General features: G+C 65.6%; 23 protein-coding genes and 2 tRNA genes. 10 read left to right on the forward strand and 15 right to left on the reverse strand.

What is annotated here, in order from left to right:
• Window positions 1-358: 358 nt before the first annotated feature.
• From ACOIX3_RS38105 to ACOIX3_RS38165, 13 genes are all read right to left on the reverse strand, one after another.
• A tRNA-Phe gene (locus ACOIX3_RS38105) sits at window positions 359-434 on the reverse strand.
• A 140-nt stretch (window positions 435-574) separates the two neighbouring features.
• Window positions 575-757, reverse strand: coding sequence for a DNA gyrase inhibitor YacG (gene yacG / locus ACOIX3_RS38110; RefSeq protein WP_420967125.1), 183 nt, complete (start codon window positions 755-757; stop codon window positions 575-577).
• Between the two features lie 276 nt (window positions 758-1,033).
• On the reverse strand, window positions 1,034-1,663 hold the full coding sequence (locus ACOIX3_RS38115) for a Maf-like protein (RefSeq protein WP_092123132.1): 630 nt from the start codon (window positions 1,661-1,663) through the stop codon (window positions 1,034-1,036).
• Between the two features lie 184 nt (window positions 1,664-1,847).
• Window positions 1,848-2,312: a low molecular weight phosphatase family protein gene (locus ACOIX3_RS38120; protein WP_212317204.1), complete on the reverse strand. Its 465-nt coding sequence runs from the start codon at window positions 2,310-2,312 to the stop codon at window positions 1,848-1,850.
• Between the two features lie 126 nt (window positions 2,313-2,438).
• The gene (locus ACOIX3_RS38125) at window positions 2,439-2,945 is read right to left on the reverse strand and encodes a UPF0262 family protein (RefSeq protein WP_092123128.1); all 507 of its coding nucleotides are present in this window, start codon (window positions 2,943-2,945) and stop codon (window positions 2,439-2,441) included.
• On the reverse strand, window positions 2,942-4,237 hold the full coding sequence (gene hisD / locus ACOIX3_RS38130) for a histidinol dehydrogenase (RefSeq protein ID WP_420967126.1): 1,296 nt from the start codon (window positions 4,235-4,237) through the stop codon (window positions 2,942-2,944). Before hisD ends, ACOIX3_RS38125 begins: the two co-directional genes overlap by 4 nt.
• A 213-nt stretch (window positions 4,238-4,450) precedes the next feature.
• Window positions 4,451-4,879, reverse strand: a complete 429-nt coding sequence (locus tag ACOIX3_RS38135) for a DUF2948 family protein (protein WP_420967127.1) — start codon at window positions 4,877-4,879, stop codon at window positions 4,451-4,453.
• Between the two features lie 84 nt (window positions 4,880-4,963).
• A complete protein-coding gene (locus ACOIX3_RS38140) occupies window positions 4,964-5,623 on the reverse strand; it encodes an epimerase (RefSeq protein ID WP_420967128.1) in 660 nt (219 codons plus the stop codon).
• A 353-nt stretch (window positions 5,624-5,976) separates the two neighbouring features.
• Complete coding sequence (locus tag ACOIX3_RS38145; RefSeq protein ID WP_050403363.1) at window positions 5,977-6,801, reverse strand: alpha/beta fold hydrolase; 825 nt, start codon at window positions 6,799-6,801, stop codon at window positions 5,977-5,979.
• A 140-nt stretch (window positions 6,802-6,941) separates the two neighbouring features.
• Window positions 6,942-7,442: a hypothetical protein gene (locus tag ACOIX3_RS38150; RefSeq protein ID WP_229172232.1), complete on the reverse strand. Its 501-nt coding sequence runs from the start codon at window positions 7,440-7,442 to the stop codon at window positions 6,942-6,944.
• A gap of 172 nt (window positions 7,443-7,614) precedes the next feature.
• Window positions 7,615-7,923 carry a UBP-type zinc finger domain-containing protein gene (locus ACOIX3_RS38155; protein ID WP_057018148.1) on the reverse strand — a complete coding sequence of 103 codons (309 nt, stop codon included), beginning with the start codon at window positions 7,921-7,923 and terminating at the stop codon, window positions 7,615-7,617.
• A 187-nt stretch (window positions 7,924-8,110) separates the two neighbouring features.
• Window positions 8,111-9,808, reverse strand: a complete 1,698-nt coding sequence (locus ACOIX3_RS38160) for an FAD-dependent oxidoreductase (protein WP_420967129.1) — start codon at window positions 9,806-9,808, stop codon at window positions 8,111-8,113.
• A gap of 137 nt (window positions 9,809-9,945) precedes the next feature.
• On the reverse strand, window positions 9,946-10,140 hold the full coding sequence (locus ACOIX3_RS38165) for a hypothetical protein (protein ID WP_420967131.1): 195 nt from the start codon (window positions 10,138-10,140) through the stop codon (window positions 9,946-9,948).
• Between the two features lie 364 nt (window positions 10,141-10,504).
• Between ACOIX3_RS38165 and ACOIX3_RS38170 the strand changes: the two genes are divergently transcribed.
• The 8 genes from ACOIX3_RS38170 (at window position 10,505) to ACOIX3_RS38205 (ending at window position 21,230) form a co-directional block, all read left to right on the forward strand.
• A tRNA-Thr gene (locus ACOIX3_RS38170) sits at window positions 10,505-10,579 on the forward strand.
• Between the two features lie 112 nt (window positions 10,580-10,691).
• Window positions 10,692-11,348 (forward strand): hypothetical protein, encoded by a 657-nt coding sequence (locus ACOIX3_RS38175; RefSeq protein WP_420967132.1) that lies wholly within the window; start codon window positions 10,692-10,694, stop codon window positions 11,346-11,348.
• A gap of 1 nt (window position 11,349) precedes the next feature.
• Entirely contained in the window at window positions 11,350-11,595 is a 246-nt protein-coding gene (locus ACOIX3_RS38180) for a hypothetical protein (RefSeq protein WP_420967133.1), read from the forward strand.
• Between the two features lie 227 nt (window positions 11,596-11,822).
• Window positions 11,823-12,569, forward strand: a complete 747-nt coding sequence (locus ACOIX3_RS38185) for an outer membrane protein (RefSeq protein WP_420967134.1) — start codon at window positions 11,823-11,825, stop codon at window positions 12,567-12,569.
• A gap of 240 nt (window positions 12,570-12,809) precedes the next feature.
• Window positions 12,810-14,954, forward strand: a complete 2,145-nt coding sequence (locus ACOIX3_RS38190) for a methyl-accepting chemotaxis protein (protein ID WP_420967135.1) — start codon at window positions 12,810-12,812, stop codon at window positions 14,952-14,954.
• A gap of 186 nt (window positions 14,955-15,140) precedes the next feature.
• A complete protein-coding gene (locus ACOIX3_RS38195; RefSeq protein WP_212317191.1) occupies window positions 15,141-16,205 on the forward strand; it encodes an MBL fold metallo-hydrolase in 1,065 nt (354 codons plus the stop codon).
• Window positions 16,206-16,376: 171 nt separating this feature from the next.
• The gene (hemA, locus tag ACOIX3_RS38200) at window positions 16,377-17,606 is read left to right on the forward strand and encodes a 5-aminolevulinate synthase (protein WP_420967136.1); all 1,230 of its coding nucleotides are present in this window, start codon (window positions 16,377-16,379) and stop codon (window positions 17,604-17,606) included.
• Window positions 17,607-17,720: 114 nt separating this feature from the next.
• Entirely contained in the window at window positions 17,721-21,230 is a 3,510-nt protein-coding gene (locus tag ACOIX3_RS38205; protein ID WP_420967137.1) for a PAS domain-containing hybrid sensor histidine kinase/response regulator, read from the forward strand.
• A gap of 2 nt (window positions 21,231-21,232) precedes the next feature.
• Here ACOIX3_RS38205 and ACOIX3_RS38210 read toward each other — a convergent pair whose 3' ends face one another.
• Entirely contained in the window at window positions 21,233-22,654 is a 1,422-nt protein-coding gene (locus ACOIX3_RS38210; protein WP_420967138.1) for an MFS transporter, read from the reverse strand.
• A 93-nt stretch (window positions 22,655-22,747) separates the two neighbouring features.
• Here ACOIX3_RS38210 and ACOIX3_RS38215 point away from each other — a divergent pair, with 93 nt between their 5' ends.
• Entirely contained in the window at window positions 22,748-23,383 is a 636-nt protein-coding gene (locus ACOIX3_RS38215) for a helix-turn-helix transcriptional regulator (protein WP_420967139.1), read from the forward strand.
• 1 nt (window position 23,384) lies between these two features.
• Here the strand turns inward: ACOIX3_RS38215 and ACOIX3_RS38220 are convergent, their stop codons facing one another.
• Complete coding sequence (locus tag ACOIX3_RS38220) at window positions 23,385-24,059, reverse strand: response regulator (protein ID WP_050630075.1); 675 nt, start codon at window positions 24,057-24,059, stop codon at window positions 23,385-23,387.
• A gap of 315 nt (window positions 24,060-24,374) precedes the next feature.
• On the opposite strand from ACOIX3_RS38220, the gene ACOIX3_RS38225 reads away from it, so the two are divergent.
• Window positions 24,375-26,039 carry an MFS transporter gene (locus ACOIX3_RS38225; protein ID WP_420967140.1) on the forward strand — a complete coding sequence of 555 codons (1,665 nt, stop codon included), beginning with the start codon at window positions 24,375-24,377 and terminating at the stop codon, window positions 26,037-26,039.
• Window positions 26,040-26,053 lie beyond the last annotated feature (14 nt).

Genomic DNA, 26,053 nt, shown 5'->3' on the forward strand with positions numbered 1-26,053 from the left:
CCTCTATGCGGCCATCGAAGCGGGCACGATCGATGGCACTGACCCAAGTCTCAAGGACCGCGTAGCCGCTCTGAAGGCCAGCCGAGATAGGGCTGTCGAGGCCCTGGACTATGCGAAAAAGAGCAGCGCAACCTCGATTGAAATTGACCCGATTGCGATCGATCGGTTCACCCGCTTGATGCGCGATCAGCTCGTCTCAGGCGACGTAGCCGCGCGGAAGGCCTACCTCTCGAGCATTGTCGACGCGGTTGTCGTATCGGAGGACAAGATCCGGATTATCGGCTCAAATGACAACATCCGGTCCAGCTTCGGACCCAACGGGCAACCCACCCCCCAGGTTCGTAAATCTGTTCAGGAATGGTGCCCAGGGGCGGGATCGAACCACCGACACTGCGATTTTCAGTCGCATGCTCTACCAACTGAGCTACCTGGGCAAACCCGCGGGGCCGAAAAGGCCGAAGCGAGCGGGCGGTTTATAGAGAGGTCGGAGCGCTGTGTCCACCCGGCTTCGCGAAACGCTTCGCCGGGCGCCGCCCGCCGGGCGTTGTTTCCCCAACTTGTTGGGAAATCTTGGCTATTCCGCGTCCTCCGCGTCGTCGTCGCGGCCGGGAACGACATAGCGGCCGCTGAGCCAGCGGTTGAGGTCGACGTCGCGGCAGCGCGACGAGCAGAACGGGAGAAAGGCCTGCTGGGCGGGCTTGCTGCAGATCGGGCAGGCGCGCGGGGTGGCCGGGGGCGTTCGGGCTTGGTCAGTCATGGCTGGGACGGAGATTACACCAGTTGGCAATTGAGGGGGCGATCGCTTGTTCCGCGTTCACCGCGGGCCCGCTTCCCTTCTCCCCTCTTGTCCGCCGAAGCCTTGGCGAAGGCGGATGTGGGAGAAGGTGGCGCGCGCCAGCGCGACGGATGAGGGGTCTCTATCCTCGGAGACAGACCCCTCACCCGGAATTCAAGCCTTGCTTGAATTCCGACCTCTCCCACAAGGGGAGAGGTGCAGTGCCGATGCGGCGCGGGAAGAGGGTCTCTTCAGATCTCACACCGCGACGGCGTTGAGCCAGCCGTGGCGGATCGGAAAGCCCTCGCCGCCGAGCAGGGTCACGGTCTCGTAGAGCGGCAGGCCGACGACGTTGGTGTAGGAGCCGACCATCTTGACCACGAAGGATCCGGCAATGCCCTGCACGGCATAGCCGCCGGCTTTGCCGCGCCATTCGCCGGAGCCGATATAGGCCTGGATGTCGTCGTCGCTGAGCCGCTTGAAGCGCACGCGGGTCTCGACCAGGCGCTGGCGGAACGCCTCGCGCGGCGTCACCACGCAGATCGCGGTGTAGACGCGGTGGTTGCGGCCCGACAGCAGGCGCAGACACTGCGCGGCCTCGTCGACCAGATTGGCCTTGGGCAGGATGCGGCGGCCGACCGCGACCACGGTGTCGGCAGAAATGATGAAGGAGCCGCGCAGATCGTCGTCGAGCTGCACCGACTTCAGCGCCGCGTCCGCTTTCGCGCGCGCCAGGCGGTTGGCGCAGGCGCGCGGCAACTCGCCCCGCCGCGGGGTCTCGTCGACATCGGCCGGACGCAGCGCGTCGGGCTCGATGCCGGCCTGGTTGAGCAGGGCCAGCCGCCGCGGCGAACCGGAAGCAAGAACGAATTTGGGACGGCCTAGCATGCGGGCTTTTGGGCTGAATCGGGGGGACGGACGCGGGCGGAACCTATCGGATGGGGCATGGATGCACAACCTTGGAACCGGCCGCGAATCGCGCTTCCCCGTGGGCGACAAGGCCCCATAAGCACAGCTGTTTGTCAGTCTGGCGACAAGGGGCGGACCTTGCGAATCGGAACACGCGGGTCCCTCACAAGTTTGCCACGCCAGCCTTGGTGAAGCGACGGCGGATACGCATCAACAGGCCGTCGCAGACCTCGCGATAGGCGGCGAGCTTCTGCTCGCGATTGCCGCTGGTGCCGGTCGGATCAGGGGTCGGCCAGTATTCGACAGCGGCGGCGAGCGTTCGGGTCAGATCCAGCGCCTTGTGGTGCGCCTCGGGCGACAGCGTGATGATGAGGTCGAAGTTCAGCCCCTCCCAGTCCTCGAGCTCCTCGAAGGTCTGCGGCTTGTGGCCGGAGATGTCCTGGCCGAACTCGGCCATCACGGCGACGGCGAACGGATCGAGCTCGCCCTTCTTCACGCCGGCGGAGCGAACATAGACACCTTGCGGGAACATCTGCTGCAGCAGGCTTTCGGCCATCGGCGAGCGCACGGCGTTGTGCCCGCATGCGAACAGCACGGCCTGCGGGGAGCGCGCGCGCGGCGCTTCCATGCGATCAGGCTTTTTTCGACCGGGGTACGCCCCCGTCGTCTGGCGAAGTGGCGATCATCTTCGGGATCATGCGCCTCTCACTTTTGCGCATGATCTGATCCGAAAACCGGTACCCACTTTTCGGGATCATGCGCCTTCACCCTTCCAGTGCAGCACAGTGATCAGCGTGAACAGACGCCGCGCGGTCTCGAAATCGACGCGCACCTTGCCCTTGAGCCGCTCCTGCAGCGTGCGCGAGCCCTCGTCATGGATGCCGCGGCGGCCCATGTCGATGGCCTCGATCTTGTCCGGTGTCGCGGTACGGATCGCCTGATAGTAGCTGTCGCAGATCATGAAGTAGTCCTTCACGACGCGGCGGAACGGCGTCAGAGACAATAGATGCGCCACCACGGGCGCGCCGTCCTCTTTCCTGATGTCGAACATCAGCCGGTTGCCGGTGATCGCGATATGCAGGGTATAGGGCCCCGGCCCGGCTGCGCCTTCGGGCGCGAACAGGTTCTGCTCGACCAGGTCGTAGATGGCGATTGCCCGCTCATGCTCGATGTCGGGCCCGGAACGGCCGATCGATTCCTCGTCGAGCGTCACCGCGACGATGCGATTGTTGGAATCCTCGTCGTCTGGTGGCTTGTTCATGAGAGGTTGAGGCGCAATCCGACGGAACGTGAATGGGCATCGAGACCCTCGGCCTGGCCGAGCGTCATCGCGGCGGGCCCGAGCGCACGAAGCTGATCCGGCCCGCACCGCAGGATCGAGGTTCGCTTCATGAAGTCAAGCACCCCGAGGCCCGAGGAGAACCGCGCCGAGCGCGCGGTCGGCAGCACGTGGTTGGAGCCGCCGACATAGTCGCCGATCGCCTCGGGCGTATGGGGCCCGAGGAAGATCGCGCCGGCGTTGCGGACCTTCTTCGACAGGCCCTCGGCGTCGGCGGTCATGATCTCCAGATGCTCGGCGGCGATCGCATTGGCGAGCTCGACCGCGTCGTCGAGCTTTGCGACCATGATGATCGCACCAAAGTCATCCCACGAGGCGCGCGCAATCGCCGCACGCGGCAGCGTCGCAAGCTGCGCCTCGACCGCACGCTCGACATCGGCCGCGAGCCGCGCACTGTCGGTGATCAGGATCGACTGCGCGCTGACGTCATGCTCGGCCTGCGCCAGGAGATCGGCCGCGATCCAGTCGGCATTGCCGGTGTCGTCGGCGATCACAAGCACCTCGGAGGGGCCGGCGATCATGTCGATGCCGACCTTGCCGAACACCTGCCGCTTGGCCGCGGCGACATAGGCGTTGCCGGGACCGACGATTTTTGCCACTGGCGCGATCGTTGCCGTGCCGTAGGCCAAAGCGGCCACCGCCTGGGCGCCGCCGACGCGGTAGATTTCCGAGACGCCGCCGAGACGGGCGGCTGCGAGCACCAGAGGGTTGAGCTTGCCGTCGGGCGCCGGCACCACCATCACCACCCGCGGCACGCCGGCGACCCGGGCCGGCACCGCATTCATCAGCACTGAGGACGGATAGGCCGCGGTGCCGCCGGGCACGTAAAGCCCGACCGCATCGACCGCGCTCCAGCGCCAGCCGAGCTCGACGCCGGCGGCGTCGGTGAAGCGCTCGTCCTTGGGCAGCTGGCGGCGGTGAAAAGTCTCGATCCGGTCGCGCGCGAATGTCAGCGCTTCGACGGTCTTGGCGTCGCAGGCCGCAACCGCGGCGTCGACCTCGGCGGCGGTGATGCGCAGGCCGGCGGCGTCGATGTCGAGCCGGTCGAACTTCTTGGTCGCCTCGAGCAGCGCCGCATCGCCGCGGGCCGCCACGTCGTCGACGATGGCGCGGGTGGCGCGCTCGACGTCGGCCGATACCTCGCGCTTGGCCGCCAGGAATTCGCGGAAGCGTTGCTCGAAATCGGCGCTCTGTCGGTCCAGGCGAACGGGCATGGCGGCTTTCTGAAGAGGAATTCGGGTCCCTGCTCAATGGCGCGGCGGATAATGGCCGTCAACCCTTGGCGAACACGCAATCCCACCGTCGTCCCGGCGAAGGCCGGGACCCATTACCCCGACTGCCGATTGTTGCGGGAGCCTGGGGCCTCATCGCGACCAAAATCCGCATTGGTGGTTATGGGTCCCGGCCTTCGCCGGGACGACGAAAGACTACCCCGGCCCCACCCCGAGATCGTCGGGCCCCAGATCGGTCAATTCGCACTCCAGGCACTCGACATCGAGCCGCAGCGCCGCACCCTCGCCGAACATCAGCAGCGCACTGCCGCCAGGCGGGTCGGAGGCGTGGAATTCGATCCCGAGCAGTTCCAGGGTGGCCTCCGGGGCCTCCAGGTCGATATTGCGCGACTTGCATGCCAGCACCCGGTCGAACCTGAGTGCGGCGATCAGCCGGCGCGAAGACGTGGCACCGGCCAGGGTCTGCTCCCAGTCCAGCCGGTTCAGGCCGACCACGAGGCGCTTCTCGTCCTGGCGCCAGACGATGTCGGCGGGCTGGACGCGGGCGTCCTGCACATGGGCGGAGATGACCGCGAGGTCATCGGCATCGAGGGCGATCAGTTTCAGGGGAGCAGGCGGCGACATGCCGATACTTATAGCGCCTTGGCGTCCCAGAGATACCACGTGACCTGAGGAAATCCGCCGCAGGAACCCGGCTCGCCGGTTCCGTCAGAGGCTATTGATGTCCTCGCTCTCCAGCACCGGTCTGGGATAACCGTCGCGGGCGACCTTGAGCATGGCGCGGCCGAGTTGTTCCGATGTCGTCATGTAGCCCGGGGCAACCCGCACCAGGAACGACAGCAGCGGCGAGGTCGCGACATAGATCGCCTGCACCCAGCCGGTCTTCGAGCGCACCCCGTGCAGCGGCTGGATACCGGCGGGCCGGAACATATAGGCCGCCTTGAACGGCAGCTTGAGCAGGTCGTTCTCGGTCTTGCCCTTCACCCGCGCCCACATCAGCGGACCCTGCTCGGTGGAATCGGTGCTGCGGCCCGTGACATAGGTGAACACCATGCCGGGATTGAGCCGCGCCAGTGTCGTCGCCGCCGCCAGCGTGATGTCGTAGGTCAGATGGCGGTAGCGCGCCTCGTCCATGCCGATCGAGGAAACGCCGAGGCAGAAGAAGCAGGCGTCATAGCCGGTGAGCTGCGGCTCGATCGCGCTGTAGTCGACGAAATTGTTGCAGATCAATTCGACGAGCTTGGGACCGCGCTGCCCGCTCGGGCTGCGGCCGACCGCCAGCACGCGCTCGACACCGGGATCGAGCAGGCACTCGCGCAGCACGCCCTGCCCGACCATGCCGGTCGCGCCGAACAGGATGACTTTCATGCGATGTGCTCCTTTTCGGCGACTGCGCTTTGACGGCGGGTGCCGTGTCAGAGGACGATATATGAGCGCGTAATCTTTCGTGAGGCGAGCACGACGGACAGGCTCCCTCCCCCCTTGCGGGGGAGGGCTGGGGAGAGGGGTAAGCCCCGGGCGAGATCAGCGACGATGGAGACAGCTTCGCAATCTCAATTCGCATCGTTGGAGATATGGAGAGAGCGCGCCGTGTGTGCCCCTCTCCCTAACCCTCCCCCGCAAGGGGGGAGGGAACCCTTCCGCCGGTGGCTCCCTCACTTGGACGTCGGTGAAGCTGCGCGATGTTGTGATGCGCGACGCAGAGCACAGCTACTCTCACCTCAGCCCTTGATGAACGCCAGCAGATCCTTGTTGATCGTCTCGGCTTCCGTGGTCGGCATGCCATGCGGAAAACCCTTGTAGGTCTTCAGCGTGCCGTTCTTCAGAAGCTTGGCCGAGAGCGGGGCGGAATCGGCGTAGGGCACGATCTGGTCGTCGTCGCCATGCATCACCAGCACCGGCACGTTGATCTTCTTCAGGTCCTCGGTGAAGTCGGTCTGCGAGAACGCGACGATGCCGTCGTAATGCGCCTTGGCGCCGCCCATCATGCCCTGCCGCCACCAGTTCTGGATCACGGCTTCCGACGGCTTTGCGCCGGGCCGGTTGTAGCCGTAGAACGGCCCGGCCGGCAGATCGCGGTAGAACTGCGAGCGGTTGGCCGCGAGCTGCGCCTGCAGGCCGTCGAACACCGACTTCGGCAGGCCACCGGGATTGGCCGCGGTCTGCACCATCAACGGCGGCACCGCGCTGAGGATCGCGGCCTTCGCCACCCGGCTCTCGCCGTGGCGGGCGATGTAATGCACCACCTCGCCGCCGCCGGTGGAATGGCCGACATGGACGGCATTCTTCAGGTCGAGATGCGCGGTGACCGCCGCGAGGTCGTCGGCGTAGTGATCCATGTCATGGCCGTCGGCGACCTGGGCGGAGCGGCCATGGCCGCGGCGGTCATGGGCGACGACACGAAATCCGTGGCCGACGAAGAATAGCATTTGCGCGTCCCAATCGTCCGACGACAGCGGCCAGCCGTGGCTGAACACGATCGGCTGGCCCGAACCCCAATCCTTGTAGAAGATGTCGACGCCGTCTTTGGTGGTGATGGTGGGCATTTGATTGCTCCTCCTGTTGCGTTACGTCATTCTGGGGCGACGCGCAGCGTCGAACCCGGACTCTCGATCGATTGACTCTGGATTCCGGGTTCACGCCAACGCGTGCCCCGGAATGACGTGGCATGAACAGATGTGTCAGATCAGGCGAATGTGACCGGCCTGAACCGGCGCCACGCGCCGATGATCACCACGGCGAAGAACACCAGCACGATGCCCTGCACCACCGCAAACACCGGCCCGGACGGCGGGTTCGGCGGCACCGCCGGCGCCAGCGCCTGCAGCGCGGGCACCTTGAGGAAGCTCTGGATGACCAGCACGAAGACGTTGAGATAGAGCGAGACCATCGCGGTCACGATATAGATCGGGCGCCAGGCGCCCTTGAGCTGCATCGCATACAGCGCGATGCAGGCGATCGCGAGCAGCACCAGCGAGAGGCCGCCGATGATGTGCGACGGCAGCAGCTTCTCGGTCACCAGTGGCGGAATCACGAAGCCGGTGGCGTTGGTCAGGATCGTGAGGATGAGGAAGATCGCGGTCAGTCCGGGCATCGCGCGCGAACCGAGCAGGCCGAACATCACGATCACACCGGCGACGATTGCAATCAGGCTGATAATGACGTGCACAAGCACCAACGTCGTCATGTGGAGCACTCCCCGTTGAGACCCGCGCGCGAGGTTACGATGCGTGCGGGAAAAATGCTACATGGTTCGATGGCAGGACGGCCGACATCTCATGAAAAATTCGCCGGCGCCGGCACTTGCCGAAAATTGTCGCACGCGTGTCGTATGCACGTGCGCCTCGTGAGACATTGAATCAATAATAGCGCGGGATCGGCCCGTTATGCGGCGTCTTGCGCTTCGACAGGTCGAACAGCACCTCGTCGACATAGCACCAGCCCCAGCCTTCCGGCGGGTCGTAGCCCTCGATCACGGGATGGCCGGTGGCGTGGAAATGCGCCGTCGCATGCCGGTTCGGCGAGTCGTCGCAGCAGCCGACATGGCCGCAGGTCCGGCAGATCCGCAAATGCAGCCAGCGGCTGCCGCTCTTCAGGCATTCCTCGCAGCCGAGCGCACTCGGCGTGACATCCTGAATGCCGGCGATATGGGTGCAGCCTTTTGTCATTCTTGGTCCCTCATGCGGAAGCAATTGCTTCGAGTTCAGCTCAGCGAATTCGCTGGCCTAACCCGTCATCCTGAGGAGCGCGGAGCGCGTCTCGAAGGATCGACGGCCACCAGCGGGGCCGATTCATCCTTCGAGACGCGCGTTCCGCGCTCCTCAGGATGACGGGGATAGTGCTGCACCGACATTGCTACAGCGACGGACTGCCGTCATCGGCGAGATACCCGTGCAGCGCCGCGACGACCTGCGCGCCTTCGCCGATCGCGCCGCCGACGCGCTTGACCGAACCGGAGCGGACGTCGCCGACGGCGAACACGCCGGGCACCGAAGTCTCGAGCAGCGGCACGGCCGGCGCGCCGTCGCCGTTCTGCACACCGGTCATCACGAAGCCGCCGCGGTCGACCTGCACGCCGCAGCCCTCGAGCCAGCCGGTCGCCGGATCGGCGCCGACGAACAAAAAGAGATTGCGGATATCCATGGTGAACTCGTCGGGCGCGAGCCGGCTGCGCCAGCGCACGCGCTCCAGCGTCTCCGCGCCTTCGAGCCCGGTCACCTCGGTGTTGAACATCAACTCGATGTTCGGCGTCGCCTCGATGCGCTCGATCAAATAGCGCGACATGCTGGCCCCGAGCCCGCCGCCGCGGATCATCATGTTGACCCTGCGCGCATGTGCCGACAGGTACACCGCGGCCTGGCCTGCGGAGTTGCCGCCGCCGACCAGCACGACGTCCTGGTTGGCGCACAGCCGCGCCTCGATCGGCGAGGCCCAGTACCAGACGCCGCGGCCCTCATAGTTCTCGAGATTGTCGATCGCCGGCCGGCGATAGCGCGCGCCGCTCGCGACCACCACCGACTTGGCGCGCAGCGTGTGCCCGCAGCCGGTGGCGAGCGTGAACGCGCCCGACGCCTTCGAGCAGTCGAGCGATTTGATCGAGACCGGGATCAGCATCTCGGCGCCGAACTTCTGCGCCTGGTTGAAGGCGCGCCCGGCCAGCGCCTGGCCGGTGATGCCGGTCGGGAATCCCAGATAGTTCTCGATCCGCATGCTGGCGCCGGCCTGGCCGCCGAAGGCGCGGGAATCGAACACCGCGACCGACAGGCCCTCGGAGGCCGCGTAGACCGCGGTGGAGAGCCCGGCCGGGCCGCTGCCGACCACGGCGACATCGTAGAGCTTCTCATGCGCGCTGTTGCCGATCATGCCGAGCGCCATCGCAAGCGCGGTCTCGGACGGATTGCGCAGCACCGTGCCGTTCGGGCAGACCACCAGCGGCAGCTCGGCGCGTGTCGGCGAATAGCGCGCGACGAGGTCGGCGGCATCCTTGTCGGTCTCGGGATCGAGGACGTGATGCGGCTGCCCGTTGCGCGCCAGGAAATTCTGCAGCGGCGCCATGTTGCCGACCGACGCGGAGCCGATCAGCACCGGCCCGCCGGCGCCGCCCTGGATCAGGCTGACGCGGCGCAGGATCAGCGCGCGCATGATGCGCTCGCCGAGGTCGGCCTCGGCAACCAGCAGCGCGCGCAGCCGCTCGGGCGGCAGCAACAGCGTCTCGACCGGCCCCTCGGCATGGCCGTCGACCAACGCGGCGCGTCCGGAGAGCTGGCCGATCTCGGCAAGGAATTGCCCCGACCCCTGGTCGATGATCGGCGTGACACGGCCGAGGCCATCGCGCTGGGAGATCGACACGCAGCCCGACAGCACCACGAACATGCCGGGCCCCGGCTTGCCGGTCTCGAACAGCGCCTCGCCATCCCCATACGACCGCAGCTCGCCGAAGCGGCGCATCCGCTCGATCTCATGGCCCGTCAGGGTCGGAAAGGTCTGCTCATGGCGCGGAAAGGCAGTGGCGGTGGCGTTCAGCCGATCGATCGTCGTCTCATCCATGGCCATCTCGGCGACTCTCTTCTTGTTGCAACAAATGCCAACCGGCCGGAGTTTCGATTCTCACTAGAACCAGAACCCAGGCCCTGGCTTGTCGTTTTGCCGGATTTTCTGCACGAACTGATGTCCATCGCGCAGAAATTGATCTAGCGGCCCGGTTCGCTTCCGCCGCCGTCGTCTCGTGAGCCGTCTTCTGGCGAGGTATCTTCTAGCGAGCCGTCTTCTAGTGAGGCTTGGGCGGGTTCGGAAGCCACATCCTCGCGAGCGCGCGCCTGCGATTTCCGCCGCTTCAGATTTTCGCGCAGCGCCAGCTTGAGACGATCCTGTCGTGAATCCTTCACGCGGGCTCCGGCCTGCCCGCCGCCTCTGTCGTGCTCACCTGTCATTGCAAAACTCTCGAACCGCCGTCGCGCCTTCCGCGAGGCCGAACATAGCCAATGGCCGCCGCCCGCGCACCCTGCCCGGTCGGCCAGTTGCGCCAGGCGGCATGATTCGGCGGCTGGGCGAAATCCGGCTTCCCGGCACGATCGGAACCCAATCGGACCGGAATCGGCCGGATTGGGCAGAATCACCGGCGAAGAATGTCAGTTTCTGCCGATTTCATCGGCAACCGAGGCGCTGTTTCGCTTGCGCCAAGGGGAGGCCTGTGGCAAGAACCGCCCGCTTGGACGGGCCCGTGGGGCCGATTCAATTTTTCCCGGGCACGCTGCCGTAGCTCAGTGGTAGAGCACTCCATTGGTAATGGAGAGGTCGACAGTTCAATCCTGTCTGGCAGCACCAGGATCTTCAGCGCCGATTTGCGGGCAGTTCGGCAAGCGAAGATTGTCGTTCGGCAAAGCCGATCCTTCCAGCTAAGACTACTCAGACGCGCAACTAGACGAAATACTACTGTTTGGATCGTCGCGAATCGCGCGACCATGGCTATGCTCCTGATTTGGTCGAGGAGACCCAGCTCCCGAAATTTTCCGAGGAGCACTGTGAAGACGAAGAGACCATCGACGGATCGCAGATAATGTCAGACGCCCAATCATTTTATGTCGCCTTCAGGTTTGACGAAGAAGAGGGCGACGCCGACGCATACTTCCTTTCGGAAGGTCTTGATAGCGTTGAAGCGTGGGTCGCCAATGGAGGAAAACGATCGAACGACGCCACAAATGCTCAAGGCGATCCATCTGAATTGTCCGATGCTCACGAACCGCGCGAGGAGGAGGAGGAGTTTCCTTTCCGAGAACTAACAAGCAAATTCATCCACTCGATGAATCGGCTTAGGCATATTGTTTCAGCTACCATGACCCTACTGCCGATGCTGGAGCGCATCCGAATGAATCGGCAAGTATACGAACCCCTGGCAAAAAGCAGCAGGCGGATTGCCAAGTCTGGATCCTTTGAAATCTATGAGTGTGACTTTGATCGACGGAAGCTCTTCAATACCGTCGGCCGTCAACTCCACGAACTTCGGGATGGCAGAGATAAGCGTGACTGGCCCAGAACTGAAGAAACTGCGCGAACATCTCGGCGAGGCACTCGGGCGGAAGCTGACGGCGGCTGACATGGCGAAGCTGTGCGGGTTGCCGGCGGCCGGCGGTGCCGAAAAACTCCGCAAGTGGGAGGTCACCGGACCGACCCCGAAGGTCGCCGCGCTGCTGCGCGTGCTGGCGATGGCGAGCGAGCACTATCCGATCCTGGAGAAGTTCGACGTGTTCGATCGCCACGACGTTCCGGTTGGGGATCGCGCCGCGCGCCGCCAGGCGTTCCGCGAGCAGATGCGCGACGACGTGCGCAAGCGATTGGATTAGCAGACGGCTTGGTTAACGAAAGCAGCGTGTCGCGCGCGGCGCGTTAAGCCTTCCGTCATTCCCGCTTAAGCGTTCGTTAGGCACAACAAAGCGTTTCACCGCAACGGGTGCGACTTAACGTGCCAAGTCGTCTTTCGGTGACAGCATTTTATTCAAATGCGGTCTAACGCATCGCCATGGATGGCGCCATTCACGCCGCGCCTCATGACTTGTCCGGAGACTGCCCTATGAAGAAGTTCCTGCTTGCAACCGCAGCCGTAGCTGTTGCCGTCGCTGCCTTTGGCGCGACCGCCCAGGCCGCCGACCTCGGCTCCCGTGGCTACTACCAGAAGGCGCCCGCGCCTGTTTACGCCGCGCCGCTCTACAACTGGACCGGCTTCTATCTCGGCGGCCATCTCGGCGGCGTGTTCTCGCAGAACAACACCTTCAACGGCCTGGCGCTGTCGGACTCCAGCGCCCGCTTCATGGGCGGCGTCCAGGGCGGCTACGACTGGCAGCTGTCGCCGATGTGGGTGATCGGCCTCGAAGGCCAGTATTCCTGGCTCGGCGGCCACCAGCTCAACGCGATCTTCCCGGGCGGCTACGTCTACAACAACAACCAGCGCGGCATCGCCTCGATCACCGGCCGGGTCGGCTACACCTGGGGTCCGGGCCTGATCTATGTGAAGGGCGGTTACGCCTATTCCGACAACAACGAAACGGTGACGCTGGGCGGCGCGCAGGTCCCCTTCGCGCTCACCGACAACCACAGCAACGGCTGGACCATCGGCGGCGGCGCCGAATACATGTTCGCGCCGAACTGGTCGGCCAAGGTCGAGTACCAGTACTACGACTTCGGCGACAGCCGCTTCACCGCACCCGGCGCGCTGGTGCCGGTCGGCAGCTTCCACAATGACGAGCACACGGTGAAGGCGGGCCTCAACTACCGCTTCAACCTCGGTAACCTCGGCGGCCCCGCTTACGGCCGCTACTGAGGTTACGGACCACCACAACCGAGAGTGGAAAGGCCGGCTCGCGCCGGCCTTTTTGCGTCCGATCGCGCGCATCGATTCCGCACAGCGAACCAACACCGCGTTGGCGCGCGGCAGCCGCGAAAAATCCCGCAGATCGTCGCAATTTTCCCGATTTTGTTAACCCGCCGCATCGATACTCCCGCGCCGGGGAAACATCCAAGAGTAGTGGCCAAGGGTAGTGGGCCAGGGGGTACGGGGGCAATGGCGTTTCGGTTCAAGCTCGGCAAACCAAATCTCAAGCGTATCCATCTGCCGCAGATGGGTGTCAGGGGCAGCCTGTTCGCGGCGTTCGCCGTGATCGCAGGCATGGCGCTCGTGATCAGCGCAGGCGCCGGCATCGTGCTGCATCAGCTCGGCGGCACCATGAGCGATCTCTCCGGCCGCGACATTCCGCGGCTCGCCGCGAGCCTGCAGCTTTCCGCGCAGAGCGCCTCGCTCGCAGCGCAGGGGCCCGGCCTGCTCGCCGTGCAAAGCGAGGATGCGCTGAACGATCGCACCAAGAAGGTGCAGGAGGTCGCGCAGCAGACCAATGCAAAGCTTGGCGAGATCATCGAACTCGGCGCCGACAAATCCGTCGTCAGCGCGCTGCAGGAGAACGTCAAGAACACCGACGAGGCGACCAAGAGCCTGATCTCCGCCGCGCACGAGCGGCTCGACGTCGGTGCGCTGCGCGACAAGCAGTACAACGCGCTGCGCAAGGCGCAGGGCGCCTTCGTCTCTGCCGCCGGTCCGGCGATGCTCGACGCGCAGACCCGGCTCAACGCCATTCTCGCCGCGGCCGACGTCTCCGCTGACGCTGCCACCGAAGCCGCGCGTACCGTCGGCCAGATCAGCAACGTGCTCGCCGCCGGCAATCTGATGGCCGCCGACATGACCGCGGCGCTGTCGGCCAATTCCAGCGAGACGCTCGATGCGATCGAGGCCGAGTTCAAGAAGGGCCGCGAGCGCGTCAAGTCCAACCTCGAGGACCTGCCGAACAATCCGGCGATCGTTGCCGTGCGCGACACCGCGGAGAAGCTGCTGGTGCTCGGCGAGGGCAAGACCGGCGTGTTCAAGATCCGCCAGAAGGAGCTCGATTCGATCGATTACGGCCAGACCATCCTGGAAGAGACCCGCAAGCTCAATGTCGGGCTCGGCATCAGCGTCCAGCAGCTGGTTGACGCCGTGCAGAAGGAGACCGACTCGTCGACTTTCCAGGCGCGGCAGCAGATCTCGCTCGCGACCACGGTGATGATCGGATTGGGCGCGCTGACGTTGGTCGGCTCGTTCCTGTTCGTCTGGCTCTATGTCGGGCGCAACATCCTGCGCCGCATCCGCGGCCTGCAGCGCTCGATGCAGCTGTTGTCCGATGGCGACCTCGACACCGAGATCCCGCAGAGCCGCCAGCGCGACGAGATCGCCGTGATGGCCGACTCGCTGCAGGTGTTCCGCGAGAGCATGATCGAGAGCCGCGAGCTCACCGAGAACCAGAACAAGGACCGCTCCGCCAAGGCCGAGCGTGCCTCGCGCATGGAGACGCAGATCGTCGCCTTCGAGTCCAACGTCCGCAGCGCGCTCGGCAGCTTGCAGACCGCGGCGAACTCGATGCAGTCGACCGCGCAGAGCATGTCGGCGACCGCCGACCAGTCGAGCGCATTGGTCAATGCGGTCGCCTCGGCCGCCGAGGAAACCTCGGTCAACGTGCAGACGGTGTCGGCCGGCACCGAGGAGCTGTCGTCGTCGATCTCCGAGATCGGCCGCCAGGTCGTCACCTCGGCCGAGATCGCCCGCAAGGCAGTGGAGGAAGCCAGCGCCACCGACACCACCATGCAGGGCCTTGCCGACAACGCCGCGCGGATCAGCGTCGTGGTCGACCTGATCCAGACCATCGCCTCGCAGACCAATCTCCTGGCGCTCAACGCCACCATCGAGGCGGCGCGCGCCGGCGAGGCCGGCCGCGGCTTTGCCGTCGTCGCCTCCGAGGTGAAGAACCTCGCGAGCCAGACCGCCAAGGCGACCGAAGAGATCCGCCAGCAGATCGTCAGCATGCAGGAGGTGACGACGACGGCCGTCACCGCGATCCGCAACATCTCGAGCACGATCGGCGAGATCAACGACGTCACCACCGCGATCGCCGCCGCGGTCGAGGAGCAGGGCGCAGCGACCCGCGAGATCGCCCGCAACATCCAGCATGCCGCCGGCGGCACCAGCGAGGTGTCGAGCAACATCGTCGGCGTCTCGACCGCCTCGGCCGAAGCCGGCACTGCTGCCGGCGAGGTGCTGAGCGCCTCCGACGCACTGCGCCGCGAGGCCGACGTGCTGCGCTCCGAGATCGACGGCTTCCTGTCGAACATAAGGGCGGCGTAAGGCAGATATTCCGTAGCCCGGATGGAGCGCAGCGAAATCCGGGACCGCACGTCGTGATCGACTGGCCCCGGATTGCGCTTCGCTCCATCCGGGCTACGGAATTCAGGCACTTCGCCACCCCATTCTCCGGACGACTATCTGATTTTTCGGCTGGCGCGGCGGCCCGGGTCCCGCTAAGTCGGTAGCATGCATACGAAGACCGACAGCCTGCCGTCCTCGGCGGAGGCATTGCGATACCCCTGGGAGAACCATCCCGGCCACGACCAGGTCGTGGAGGTGGCTCCCGGCGTGCTGTGGGCGCGGCTGAAGCTGCCGTTCCGCCTCAACCATGTGAACATCTATCTGCTCGCCGACGGCGACGGCTGGACCATGGTGGATGCCGGCTTCGGCAATGAGGAATCGATTGCGGCCTGGACCACGCTGTTCGAGGGACCGCTGAAGCACGTCAAGGTCAAGCGGCTGATCGTGACGCATTCGCATCCCGATCATGTTGGTCTCGCCGGCTGGATCACCGAGCGCTTCGACTGCCCGCTATACATGTCGCAGGTGGAATATCTGCAATCGGTCTATCACCAGAACCGCGGCACCGAAGAGCGGCGCAACGCGCAGCGGCTGTTCTTCCGCCGCCACGGCATGGACGAGGACCTGACCGAGAAGCTGCTCGGCCGCGGCCAGGACTACCTGAAGCGGGTGTCGGTGCTGCCGCCGTCCTATCACCGCCTCACCCATGGCGACGAGGTCGTGATCGGCACGCGGCGCTTCAAGGTGATCACCGGCGGCGGACACGCGCTCGACCAGGTGATGCTGTATTGCGCGGCCGACAAGCTGTTCCTGTCCGCCGACCAGGTGCTGAGCAAGATCTCGCCCAATGTCAGCGTCTGGGCGGTCGAGCCCGAGCAGAACTCGCTCGGCGAATACCTGGCCTCACTCGCAAGCCTGACCACCACTTTGCCCTATGACGTGATGGTGCTGCCCGGCCATGGCGTGCCGTTCTACGGGCTCAAGACCCGGATCAAGCAGCTCGCCGATCACCATGAGGAGCGCTGCCGGCTGATCGCCGAAGCCTGCCGCGAGGTGCCGCAGACCTCCAAGGAACTGGTGCCGGTGGTGTTCCACAAGCACGTGCTGGACGAGCACCAGATGGGCTTCGCCGCAGGCGAACTGGTCGCCCACGTCAATTACATGCTGGTCGAGGGCCGCCTGACGGCCGAGATGCACGACGACGGCATGCTGCGCTTCAAGACGACCTGAGCGCCGGGCCCCGGCCGGTTTGACCGAAATCCCGGCCGAACAGGCCCGGCTAGGGCAATTTGCCCAACTGCGGCGCATGCCCGAATGTGGGCCAATGCATGGACATTAGAGCTGGAAAAGCTCTAAGAAGAGGCAGGTTTTCCGGTCAGGTTCCGCTTTCTGGGTTCGCCGATGAATTACAGCCAGTTTTTCCAAACCGCCCTCAACCGCCTGCATGACGAGCGGCGCTACCGGGTGTTCGCCGACCTCGAACGGATCGCGGGACGCTTCCCGCACGCGACCTGGCATTCGCCGAAGGGCAGCCGCAATGTCGTGATCTGGTGCTCCAACGACTATCTCGGCATGGGCCAGCACCCCAAGGTGGTCGGCGCCATGGTCGAGACCGCGACCCGGGTCGGCACCGGCGCCGGCGGCACCCGCAACATCGCGGGCACCCATCATCCGCTGGTGCAGCTCGAAGCGGAGCTCGCCGATCTCCACGGCAAGGAAGCCTCGCTGCTGTTCACCTCGGGCTATGTCTCGAACCAGACCGGCATCTCGACGCTCGCCAAGCTCATTCCAAACTGCCTGATCCTGTCGGACGCGCTGAACCACAATTCGATGATCGAAGGCGTGCGCCAGGCCGGCTGCGAACGCCAGATCTTCCGCCACAACGACGTCGCGCATCTCGAAGAGCTCTTGATCGCCGCCGGCCCCGACCGGCCGAAGCTGATCGTCTGCGAGAGCCTTTATTCGATGGACGGCGACGTCGCGCCGCTCGCGAAGATCTGCGATCTCGCCGAGAAATACGGCGCCATGACCTATGTCGATGAGGTGCATGCGGTCGGCATGTACGGCCCACGCGGCGGCGGCATTGCCGAGCGCGACGGCGTGATGCACCGGATCGACGTGCTCGAGGGCACGCTGGCGAAGGCGTTCGGCTGCCTCGGCGGCTATATCGCGGGCCGCGCCGAGATCATTGATGCGGTGCGCTCCTACGCGCCGGGCTTCATCTTCACCACCGCGCTGCCGCCGGCGATCTGCTCGGCCGCGACCGCCGCGATCCGCCATCTGAAGACCTCGAACTGGGAGCGCGAGCGCCACCAGGACCGCGCCGCCCGCACCAAGGCGATCCTGACCGCCGCCGGCCTGCCTGTGATGTCGAGCGACACCCATATCGTGCCGCTGTTCGTCGGCGATCCCGAGAAGTGCAAGCGCGCCTCCGACCTGCTGCTGGAGGAGCACGGCATCTACATCCAGCCGATCAACTATCCGACGGTCGCCAAGGGCAGCGAGCGGCTGCGCATCACGCCCTCGCCCTACCATGACGACGGGCTGATCGACGCGCTGGCCGAGGCCCTGCTCCAGGTCTGGGACCGGCTCGGCCTGCCGCTGCACCAGAAGTCGCTGGCCGCCGAGTAACCCTATCCGCGTCCACCCCCGAATTTGGGCCGGCCGTGCATCGCACCGCCGGCCCTTTGCGTTATAATCCTGGCACCCGGCCCTCCCAGCGGCCGGGACAGGAGATGAGCAGCGATGCTGCACGACTGGGGCGTTATCGCCACGGCGTTCGCCTACATCGGATTGTTGTTCTTCATTGCCAGCCGCGGCGACCGCAGGTCGGCGGGTGGGCGCGGCCGTGCCAGCCAGTGGATCTATCCGCTGTCGCTGGCGATCTACTGCACCTCCTGGACCTTCTTCGGCTCGGTCGGCTTCGCCACCCGCACCAGTGTCGACTTCCTGGCGATCTATGTCGGCCCGATCGTGATGATCGGGCTGTGCACCCCGCTGCTTCGCCGCGTCATCGCGCTCGCCAAGTCGCAAAACATCACCTCGATCGCCGACTTCATCGCCGCGCGCTACGGCAAGAGCCAGGCGGTCGCGGCCACCGTGGCGCTGATCGCGATCATCGGCTCGGTGCCCTACATCGCGCTGCAGCTCAAGGCGATGGCCTCATCGCTGGAGACCATCCTGAGCGAGGACCAGGCATTCTCGAGAATCCCGATCATCGGCGACATCGCGCTGATGGTGACGCTGGCGATGGCGGTGTTCGCGGTGCTGTTCGGCACCCGCCACACCGATGCGACCGAGCATCAGCACGGGCTGATCCTGGCGATCGCCGCCGAGTCCATCGTCAAGCTGGTCGCCTTCATCGCCGCCGGCGCCTTCGTCACCTTCTGGATGTTCTCCCCGGTCGAACTCTACGAGCGCGCCCTGAAGACGCCGGAGGCGGTACGCGCGATCGAATATGTGCCGTCGATCGGCAACTTCCTGATCATGACGCTGCTGTCGTTCTGCGCGGTGATGCTGCTGCCGCGCCAGTTCCATGTCAGCGTGGTGGAGAATTCGACGCCCGGCGAAGTCACCCGGGCGCGCTGGCTGTTCCCGCTCTACCTCGTCGTCATCAATATCTTCGTGATTCCGATCGCGATCGCGGGCCTCGTCATCTTCCCGTTCGGCGCCGTCGATGCCGACATGTTCGTGCTGGCGCTGCCGATCGAGGGCAATTCGCAATTGCTCAGCCTCGCCGTGTTCGTCGGCGGGCTGTCGGCGTCAACGGCGATGGTGATCGTCGAATGCGTCGCGCTGTCGATCATGGTCTCCAACGACATCGTGCTGCCGCTGGTGCTGCCGCGCAGCGACGACGCCCGCGCCGGCCAGAAGGACTTTGGCGACTTCCTCTTGAAGGCGCGGCGCTTCTCGATCTTTGCCATCATGGTGATGGCGTATTTCTACTATCGCGCGCTCGGCAACACCCAGCTGGTTGCGATCGGCCTGTTGTCCTTTGCCGCGATCACCCAGCTCGCGCCGGCGTTCTTCGGCGGCCTGTTCTGGCGCCGCGCCACCGCACGCGGCGCCATGGCGGGCATGCTGGTCGGCTTCGCGACGTGGCTCTACACGCTGTTCATCCCGAGCTTCCTGGAAAACTCGACCACCGGCCTGATGCTGCTGCAGCATGGGCCGTTCGGGATCGAGGCGCTGCGGCCGCAGGCGCTGTTCGGCGCCGATTTGCCGCCGCTGCTGCACGGCGTGCTGTGGAGCCTTGCGCTCAACATCCTCACTTACGTCGTGTTCTCGCTGGCGCGCGCGCCGTCCGCGATCGAGCTGTTGCAGGCCGACGTGTTCGTGCCCAACGCGCTGGCCCCGATCGCGCCGAGCTTCCGGCGCTGGCGCACCACGGTGACGGTGCAGGACATCGAGAGCACGGTGACCCAATATCTCGGCCCCGACCGCACCCGCGAGGCGTTCGCCTCGTTCGCCGTCGACCGCAACGTCGTGCTGCTGGCCTCGGCACCGGCCGATTTCGAGCTGCTGCAGCACGCCGAGCGCCTGATCGCGTCCTCGATCGGGGCGGCGTCCTCGCGCCTCGTGATGTCGCTGCTGCTGCAACGGCGGACGGTGTCGGCCAAGGCCGCGCTGAAGCTGCTCGACGACTCGCACGCCGCGCTGCATTTCAACCGCGAGATCCTGCAGACCGCGCTCAATCACGTGCGCCAGGGCATCGCGGTGTTCGACGCCGATTTGCAGCTGATCTGCTCCAATCGCCAATTCTCCGAATTGCTCGCGCTGCCGCCGCATCTGGTGCAGCTCGGCATACCCTTGCCCGAGATCCTCGAATTCATGGGCGCGATCAGTCCGCCGCCGGCTGGTGACAGCGACAACCTGCTGCAACTGCGGCTGCGCGCCTACACCACCGAGGGCGAGCCCTATCTGGAACGCTTCACCGACCGCCACCTGGTGATCGAGGTTCGCGCCAACCGCATGCCGGGGGGCGGGCTCGTCCTCACCTTCTCCGACGTCACGCCGAGCTTCGAGGCCGCGGAGGCGCTTGAGCGCGCCAACGCGACGCTGGAAAAGCGCGTCCGCGACCGCACCGAGGAGCTGACGCGGCTGAACTCGGAGCTCGCGCTCGCCAAGGGGATCGCGGAGGACGCCAACGCCTCCAAGACGCGCTTCCTGGCGGCGGCCAGCCACGACATCCTGCAACCGCTCAATGCGGCGCGCCTCTACGTCACGAGCCTCGTCGAACGCCAGAACGGCGGCGAGGATTCGCGGCTGGTCGAGAACATCGACGACTCGCTCGAGGCGATCGAGGACATCCTGGGCGCGCTGCTCGATATCTCGAGGCTCGATGCCGGCGCCATGACGCCGGCGATCACGAGCTTCCGGATGGCCGATTTGATGCGCTCGCTGGAGATCGAGTTCATGCCGATCGCCCGCGACAAGGGCCTCGATCTGCGCTTCATCGCCTGCTCGCTGCCGGTCGAATCCGACCGCTCGCTGCTGCGCCGGTTGTTGCAGAACTTCATCTCCAACGCGATCAAATATACCCCGCGCGGCCGCGTGCTGATCGGCTGCCGCCGCCGCGGCGACACGCTGCAGATCAGCATCTTCGACACCGGCGTCGGCATCCCCGTGCAGAAGCGCGGCGAGATCTTCAAGGAATTCCATCGCCTCGAGCAGGGCGCCCGGATCGCCCGCGGCCTCGGCCTCGGCCTGTCGATCGTCGAGCGGCTGGCGCGCGTGCTCAACCATCGCATCGCGATCTCGGCCAATGTGAGCGGCGGCTCGGCGTTCTCGGTCACCGTACCGGTCGCGACCGCCGTCAACCATACCGCGGCCGTCACCACCGCCACGCCGCTGTCGAAGACGCCGATGAGCGGCTCGCTGATCGTCTGCATCGAGAACGATCCCGCCATTCTCGACGGCATGAAGACGCTGCTGACGGCCTGGGACGCCGAGGTGATCGCGGTGCTCGATGCCGACGGCGCGATCAGCGCGATCGAGGCCGCCGGCGGCCGCGTCACCGGCGTGCTGGTCGACTATCACCTCGACCGCGGCAACGGCGTCGCCGCGATCCGCGAGATCCGCCGCCGCTTCGGCGACGGCATTCCGGCGATCCTGATCACCGCCGATCGCAGCCCCGCGGTGCGCTTGGCCGCGCGCGAGGAAAACATCGCGGTGCTGAACAAGCCGGTCAAACCGGCCTCGCTGCGCGCTTTGCTCGGACAATGGCGCACCCAGCAGATGGTGGCGGCGGAGTAGCCTTACAGCGGGCCGGCTTGCGGCCTGCGCAGCGCCCGCAGGCGGAGCCCGGCCGCAACGGCGAGCATGGCCGGCACCGCGAAGCTCGCCGGCACCCAGAAGGCGGCGCGCGCCATCGTCGCGTCGGCAATCGCAGCCGACAGGCCGCTGGCATTCGCGATCAGGCCAGCGATCGCCGCACCGAACGCAAAGCCCATCTGCTGGATGGTCGGCACCGACGAGGCCGCGACCACCTCGTCGCCCGCCTTGGCACTGTCCATAATGCGGTGTGCAACGAGCGGCCAGCACTGGCCGATACCGACTCCCAGCATCGCGATCGCCACGACCAGCAGGATGATGGACGCCGCGCCGTCCGGACCGAGCCAGCCGATCGCGGCGAGACTCGCTGCCATGATCGCAGGACCGGTCAGCATCAGGCGGTCCGCGCGGCGGGCCGACACGCCGGCCGTCAGCAGCGAGGCGGCGCTCCAGCCCAGCGAAGCGCAGGCGACCGTGAATCCGGCCGAGAGCGGATCGAAGCCATGCAGTTGCTGCAGGAACATCGGCACGTAGATCTGCAATGGACTGAAAGTGATGCAGAGCAGCAGCGCGAGCCACAGACCGACGCCGGTGCCGGTGCGCCAGGAAAACGCGTCGCTGGGCAACAGCCGGGGTGACGCCAGACGATCGAGCCGGAGCATCGCGACAAACGAGACGATCGCCGTGACGATCAGGCCGAGCTTCTGCAAGGACGATCCGGCAGCAGAGGTGGCCGACGTCGCGGCGATGGCAAGGCAGATCAGCGCGACACGGCCGAGCGGCAAGCGCGCCGGCGACGCGCGCTGCGCCGCCGTGACCGGCGGCAGCACGAACAAGGCAGCGATCGCCAGCACGGCGGCCGTTGCGGCGCTGGCGACAAAGGCGCCGCGCCAGCTCGCGAAATGTGCGAACAACCCACCGACCAGAGGGCCGATCAGCACCGACATGCTCCAGCTCGTCGACATCAGCGCGATGGTTCGCGACCACATCTGCTCGGGAAACGTGCCGCGCACCAGCACATAGGCGACAGCAGCCTCGAGGCCGCCGCCGAATCCCTGGATCAGCCGGCCGGCCACGATCCAGCCCATCGCGGGAGCAAGCGAACACAGCACGGCGCCGACGCCGAAGATCGCAACACCCACGCAGTAGACCCGCCGGGCGCCGAGCGCGGTGGAGAGCACGCCGACGCAGCTCGCCGCGACGATCGAGGACGCCAGATAGGCCGTGGTGGGCCAGCTCAGCATGGCGACGCCGCCGAGTTCGCCGACGATCGACGGCAGCACCGTCGTCAGCATCAGCACGTTCATGGATTGCAGCAGCACACCGCCGAGCAGGATGGCCAGTGTCGGGATCCATTCGCGCTTGAGGAGCGATCGCCACCCGGCGCGGACTTGTTGTGGCTCCATGTCGGAGTTCTCTTCCGGACTGGCGCCAAGGCAGTTGCACGCGGCGGCGATTTCCGGTTATTTTAGATAGTATCTTGTTTCTAAAATAAGCCGATGAGTCAAGACGACACAAACAGCCAGGATCGCATCCTGTTCGAACTGAAGACGCGCGGCCCGCAGACCGCCGCCGGCATCGGCGCGCGCCTCGACATGACGCCTGCCGGCGCGCGCCAGCATCTGCTGAAGCTCGAAGCGGCGGGCCTCGTCGAAAGCGGCGATGAACGCGAAGGACGCGGGCGGCCGCGAAAGTATTGGCGGCTGACGGCGCCGGGCCACGCGCGCTTCCCCGACCGCCATTCCGACCTCACGCTGGATCTGCTGCGGTCGATGCGTGAGGTGTTCGGCGAGCACGGCCTGGAGACGCTGATCGCGCATCGCGAACGCACCGGCATTGCCGACTACCGGAAGGCGGTCGGAACCGAAGGCTCACTCCGACAGCGGCTCACGGCGCTCGCACGGATCCGGAGCCGGGAAGGCTATATGGCGAGCGTGGTCAAGGACGCCGGCGGCTTCCTGCTGATCGAGAACCACTGCCCGATCTGCGCTGCGGCGGCAGCCTGTCAGGGCCTGTGCCGCTCCGAACTTGCGGTGTTCCGCGCCGTGCTCGGCAGCGACGTCGTGGTCGAGCGCGTCGATCACATCCTGGCGGGTGCGCGGCGCTGCGCGTACCGGGTGATGCCGGCCGCGTGAGTCAACTCGACGGCGTACCCTGGCGCCACTGGCCGCCGGCGATCTTGGCGGCGGCGATCACGGCCTGGGTGCGGCTTTCGACGCCGAGCTTCTGCAGGATGGCCGAGACATGGGCCTTGATGGTCGCTTCGGAGACGCCGAGCTCGTAGGCGATCTGCTTGTTGAGCAGCCCCTCGGACAGCATCATCAGCACCCGCACCTGCTGCGGGGTCAGCGTCACCAGACGGTCGCGCAGCCGCGTCATGTCGGGATCGCCGGCTGCCGACAGATCGGTGTCCGGCGGAACCCAGACGTCGCCCTCCATCACCTTCATGATGGCGTCACGCAGCGTCTCGACGCCGAAGCGCTTGGGGATGAAACCGGAGGCGCCGAAATCGAGCGAACGGCGGATGGTTCCGGCATCGTCGCTGGCCGAGACGATGACCACCGGAATCGCCGGATACTGCGCCCGCAGATAGATCAGGCCGGAAAAGCCGCTGATCCCCGGCATGCTCAAATCGAGCAGGATCAGGTCGACCTCGGAGTCCCGTTCCAGCAGCGCGGTCAGGTCCTCGAACGATCCGGCCTCGCTGATCGTAGCCGAACTCACGACGCTGGACACCGCCTGACGCAACGCATCGCGGAACAGCGGATGGTCGTCGGCGATGACAAGATGAGTATTGGCAGCAGCAGTCATCTCAGTCCCACAAGCGGGCTTTGGCAAGCCCGCGCCGTTCGGTTGTCGCCCGCGTGGCAGTATCACGCAAGCCCTTGATAATACCAGATGCCAACGCAGTTAACCCGCCGAGCTTGTGCGCCGCAACAGACGCACGCGGGGACGTTCCATCCTGCTCTCACCTCTCAAGATAAGTTCAAGCGTGCAAAAGCCAAAAGTCTTATTGGGACGGGTTTCACTGCGATGTTACCCTTGATTTAAGCCTAGGGCCCATTCGGGCCTAACCCGCCAGCCGGGGGCGAGCATGGCAGCAATAATTCGGGGGGAGCAATCCAGATGTCCACTATGACTGCAACTTCGGCGCGGCCCGCCGGCATGACGAAGGATGAGCGCTTCGTCATCCTGGCGTCGTCGCTCGGCACCGTGTTCGAGTGGTACGACTTCTATCTCTACGGTTCACTGGCCGGCATCATCGGTGCGCAGTTCTTCTCCGACTATCCGCCGGCGACACGCGACATCTTCGCGTTGCTGGCCTTTGCCGCGGGCTTCCTCGTGCGTCCGTTCGGTGCCATCGTGTTCGGCCGGGTCGGCGACATCGTCGGCCGCAAATACACCTTCCTGGTCACCATCCTGATCATGGGCCTGTCGACCTTCATCGTCGGCCTCCTGCCCAGCGCCAAGACCATCGGCATCGCGGCGCCGATCATCCTGATCTCGCTGCGCCTGTTGCAGGGCCTCGCGCTCGGCGGTGAGTATGGCGGTGCGGCGACCTACGTCGCCGAGCATGCGCCACAGGGCAAGCGCGGCTACTACACCTCGTTCATCCAGACCACGGCAACGCTCGGACTGTTCCTGTCGCTGCTGGTGATCCTGTTCACCCGAAGCTTCACCGGTGAGAAGGACTTCGCGGATTGGGGCTGGCGCATTCCGTTCCTGGTGTCGGTGCTGCTGCTCGGCATCTCGGTCTGGATTCGTCTGCGGCTGAACGAATCCCCGGTGTTCCAGCGGATGAAGGATGAGGGCAAGACCTCCAAGGCGCCGCTGACCGAAGCCTTCGCGACCTGGAGCAACGCCAAGATCGTGATCCTCGCCCTGTTCGGCCTGACCATGGGCCAGGCGGTGATCTGGTACACGGGCCAGTTCTACGCGCTGTTCTTCCTGCAATCGATCCTGAAGGTCGACGGCTATACCGCCAACCTCCTGATCGCCTGGTCGCTGCTGCTCGGCACCGGCTTCTTCCTGGTGTTCGGCGCGCTGTCGGACAAGATCGGCCGCAAGCCGATCATCCTGGCGGGCTGCCTGATCGGCGCGCTCACGTTGTTCCCGATCTTCAAGATGGTCACGACCAATGCCAACCCGGCGCTGGAAAAGGCCTATGAGACGGTCAAGGTGCAGGTCGTAGCCGATCCCGCCGGCTGCGGCGATCTGTTCAACCCGGTCGGCACCCGCGTCTTCTCGGCGCCTTGCGACACCGCCCGCGCCTTCCTCGCCCAGTCATCGGTGAAGTACTCCACCGTGCCGGGCCCGGCCGGCTCGCCGGTGAAGGTCACCGTCAACGACAAGGACGTGCCGTACACGGACGCCAAGACGTCGAACCCCGCGATCACCGCGGCGGTGCAGGCGGCGGGCTATCCGAAGCCGGGTGACGCCGGCATCGTGAAGATGTCGAATCCGTTCGACATCTTCCGTCCGCAGGTGGCTGCGATCATCGGATTGCTGTTCATCCTGGTGATCTACGTCACCATGGTCTACGGCCCGATCGCCGCGATGCTGGTCGAACTGTTCCCGACCCGCATCCGCTACACCTCGATGTCGCTGCCCTATCACATCGGCAACGGCTGGTTCGGCGGCCTGCTCCCGGCGACCGCGTTCGCGATCACCGCCTCGACCGGCGATATCTACTCCGGTCTCTGGTATCCGATCATCTTCGCGGCAATCACCGTCGTGGTCGGCGCGCTGTTCATTCCGGAAACCAAGGACGTCGACATCACCAAGACCTGACCGCAAGTCCTGAT

Origin of the sequence: Bradyrhizobium sp. B120 (assembly GCF_049075665.1) — a bacterium.
In the GTDB taxonomy this organism is placed as follows: Bacteria; Pseudomonadota; Alphaproteobacteria; order Rhizobiales; family Xanthobacteraceae; genus Bradyrhizobium.

Bases quoted from the DNA above. Each gene is read 5' to 3' on its own strand.
- ACOIX3_RS38210 (WP_420967138.1), bottom strand. From the start codon at position 22,654: ATGGAGCCACAACAAGTCCGCGCCGGGTGGCGATCGCTCCTCAAGCGC.
- ACOIX3_RS38160 (WP_420967129.1), bottom strand. From the start codon at position 9,808: ATGGCCATGGATGAGACGACGATCGATCGGCTGAACGCCACCGCCACT.
- ACOIX3_RS38150 (WP_229172232.1), bottom strand. From the start codon at position 7,442: ATGACGACGTTGGTGCTTGTGCACGTCATTATCAGCCTGATTGCAATC.
- ACOIX3_RS38185 (WP_420967134.1), top strand. From the start codon at position 11,823: ATGAAGAAGTTCCTGCTTGCAACCGCAGCCGTAGCTGTTGCCGTCGCT.
- ACOIX3_RS38215 (WP_420967139.1), top strand. From the start codon at position 22,748: ATGAGTCAAGACGACACAAACAGCCAGGATCGCATCCTGTTCGAACTG.
- ACOIX3_RS38190 (WP_420967135.1), top strand. From the start codon at position 12,810: ATGGCGTTTCGGTTCAAGCTCGGCAAACCAAATCTCAAGCGTATCCAT.
- ACOIX3_RS38120 (WP_212317204.1), bottom strand. From the start codon at position 2,312: ATGGAAGCGCCGCGCGCGCGCTCCCCGCAGGCCGTGCTGTTCGCATGC.
- ACOIX3_RS38225 (WP_420967140.1), top strand. From the start codon at position 24,375: ATGTCCACTATGACTGCAACTTCGGCGCGGCCCGCCGGCATGACGAAG.
- ACOIX3_RS38180 (WP_420967133.1), top strand. From the start codon at position 11,350: ATGGCGAAGCTGTGCGGGTTGCCGGCGGCCGGCGGTGCCGAAAAACTC.
- ACOIX3_RS38220 (WP_050630075.1), bottom strand. From the start codon at position 24,059: ATGACTGCTGCTGCCAATACTCATCTTGTCATCGCCGACGACCATCCG.
- ACOIX3_RS38145 (WP_050403363.1), bottom strand. From the start codon at position 6,801: ATGCCCACCATCACCACCAAAGACGGCGTCGACATCTTCTACAAGGAT.
- ACOIX3_RS38115 (WP_092123132.1), bottom strand. From the start codon at position 1,663: ATGCTAGGCCGTCCCAAATTCGTTCTTGCTTCCGGTTCGCCGCGGCGG.
- ACOIX3_RS38155 (WP_057018148.1), bottom strand. From the start codon at position 7,923: ATGACAAAAGGCTGCACCCATATCGCCGGCATTCAGGATGTCACGCCG.
- ACOIX3_RS38125 (WP_092123128.1), bottom strand. From the start codon at position 2,945: ATGAACAAGCCACCAGACGACGAGGATTCCAACAATCGCATCGTCGCG.
- yacG (WP_420967125.1), bottom strand. From the start codon at position 757: ATGACTGACCAAGCCCGAACGCCCCCGGCCACCCCGCGCGCCTGCCCG.
- hisD (WP_420967126.1), bottom strand. From the start codon at position 4,237: ATGCCCGTTCGCCTGGACCGACAGAGCGCCGATTTCGAGCAACGCTTC.
- ACOIX3_RS38195 (WP_212317191.1), top strand. From the start codon at position 15,141: ATGCATACGAAGACCGACAGCCTGCCGTCCTCGGCGGAGGCATTGCGA.
- ACOIX3_RS38135 (WP_420967127.1), bottom strand. From the start codon at position 4,879: ATGTCGCCGCCTGCTCCCCTGAAACTGATCGCCCTCGATGCCGATGAC.
- ACOIX3_RS38205 (WP_420967137.1), top strand. From the start codon at position 17,721: ATGCTGCACGACTGGGGCGTTATCGCCACGGCGTTCGCCTACATCGGA.
- ACOIX3_RS38140 (WP_420967128.1), bottom strand. From the start codon at position 5,623: ATGAAAGTCATCCTGTTCGGCGCGACCGGCATGGTCGGGCAGGGCGTG.
- hemA (WP_420967136.1), top strand. From the start codon at position 16,377: ATGAATTACAGCCAGTTTTTCCAAACCGCCCTCAACCGCCTGCATGAC.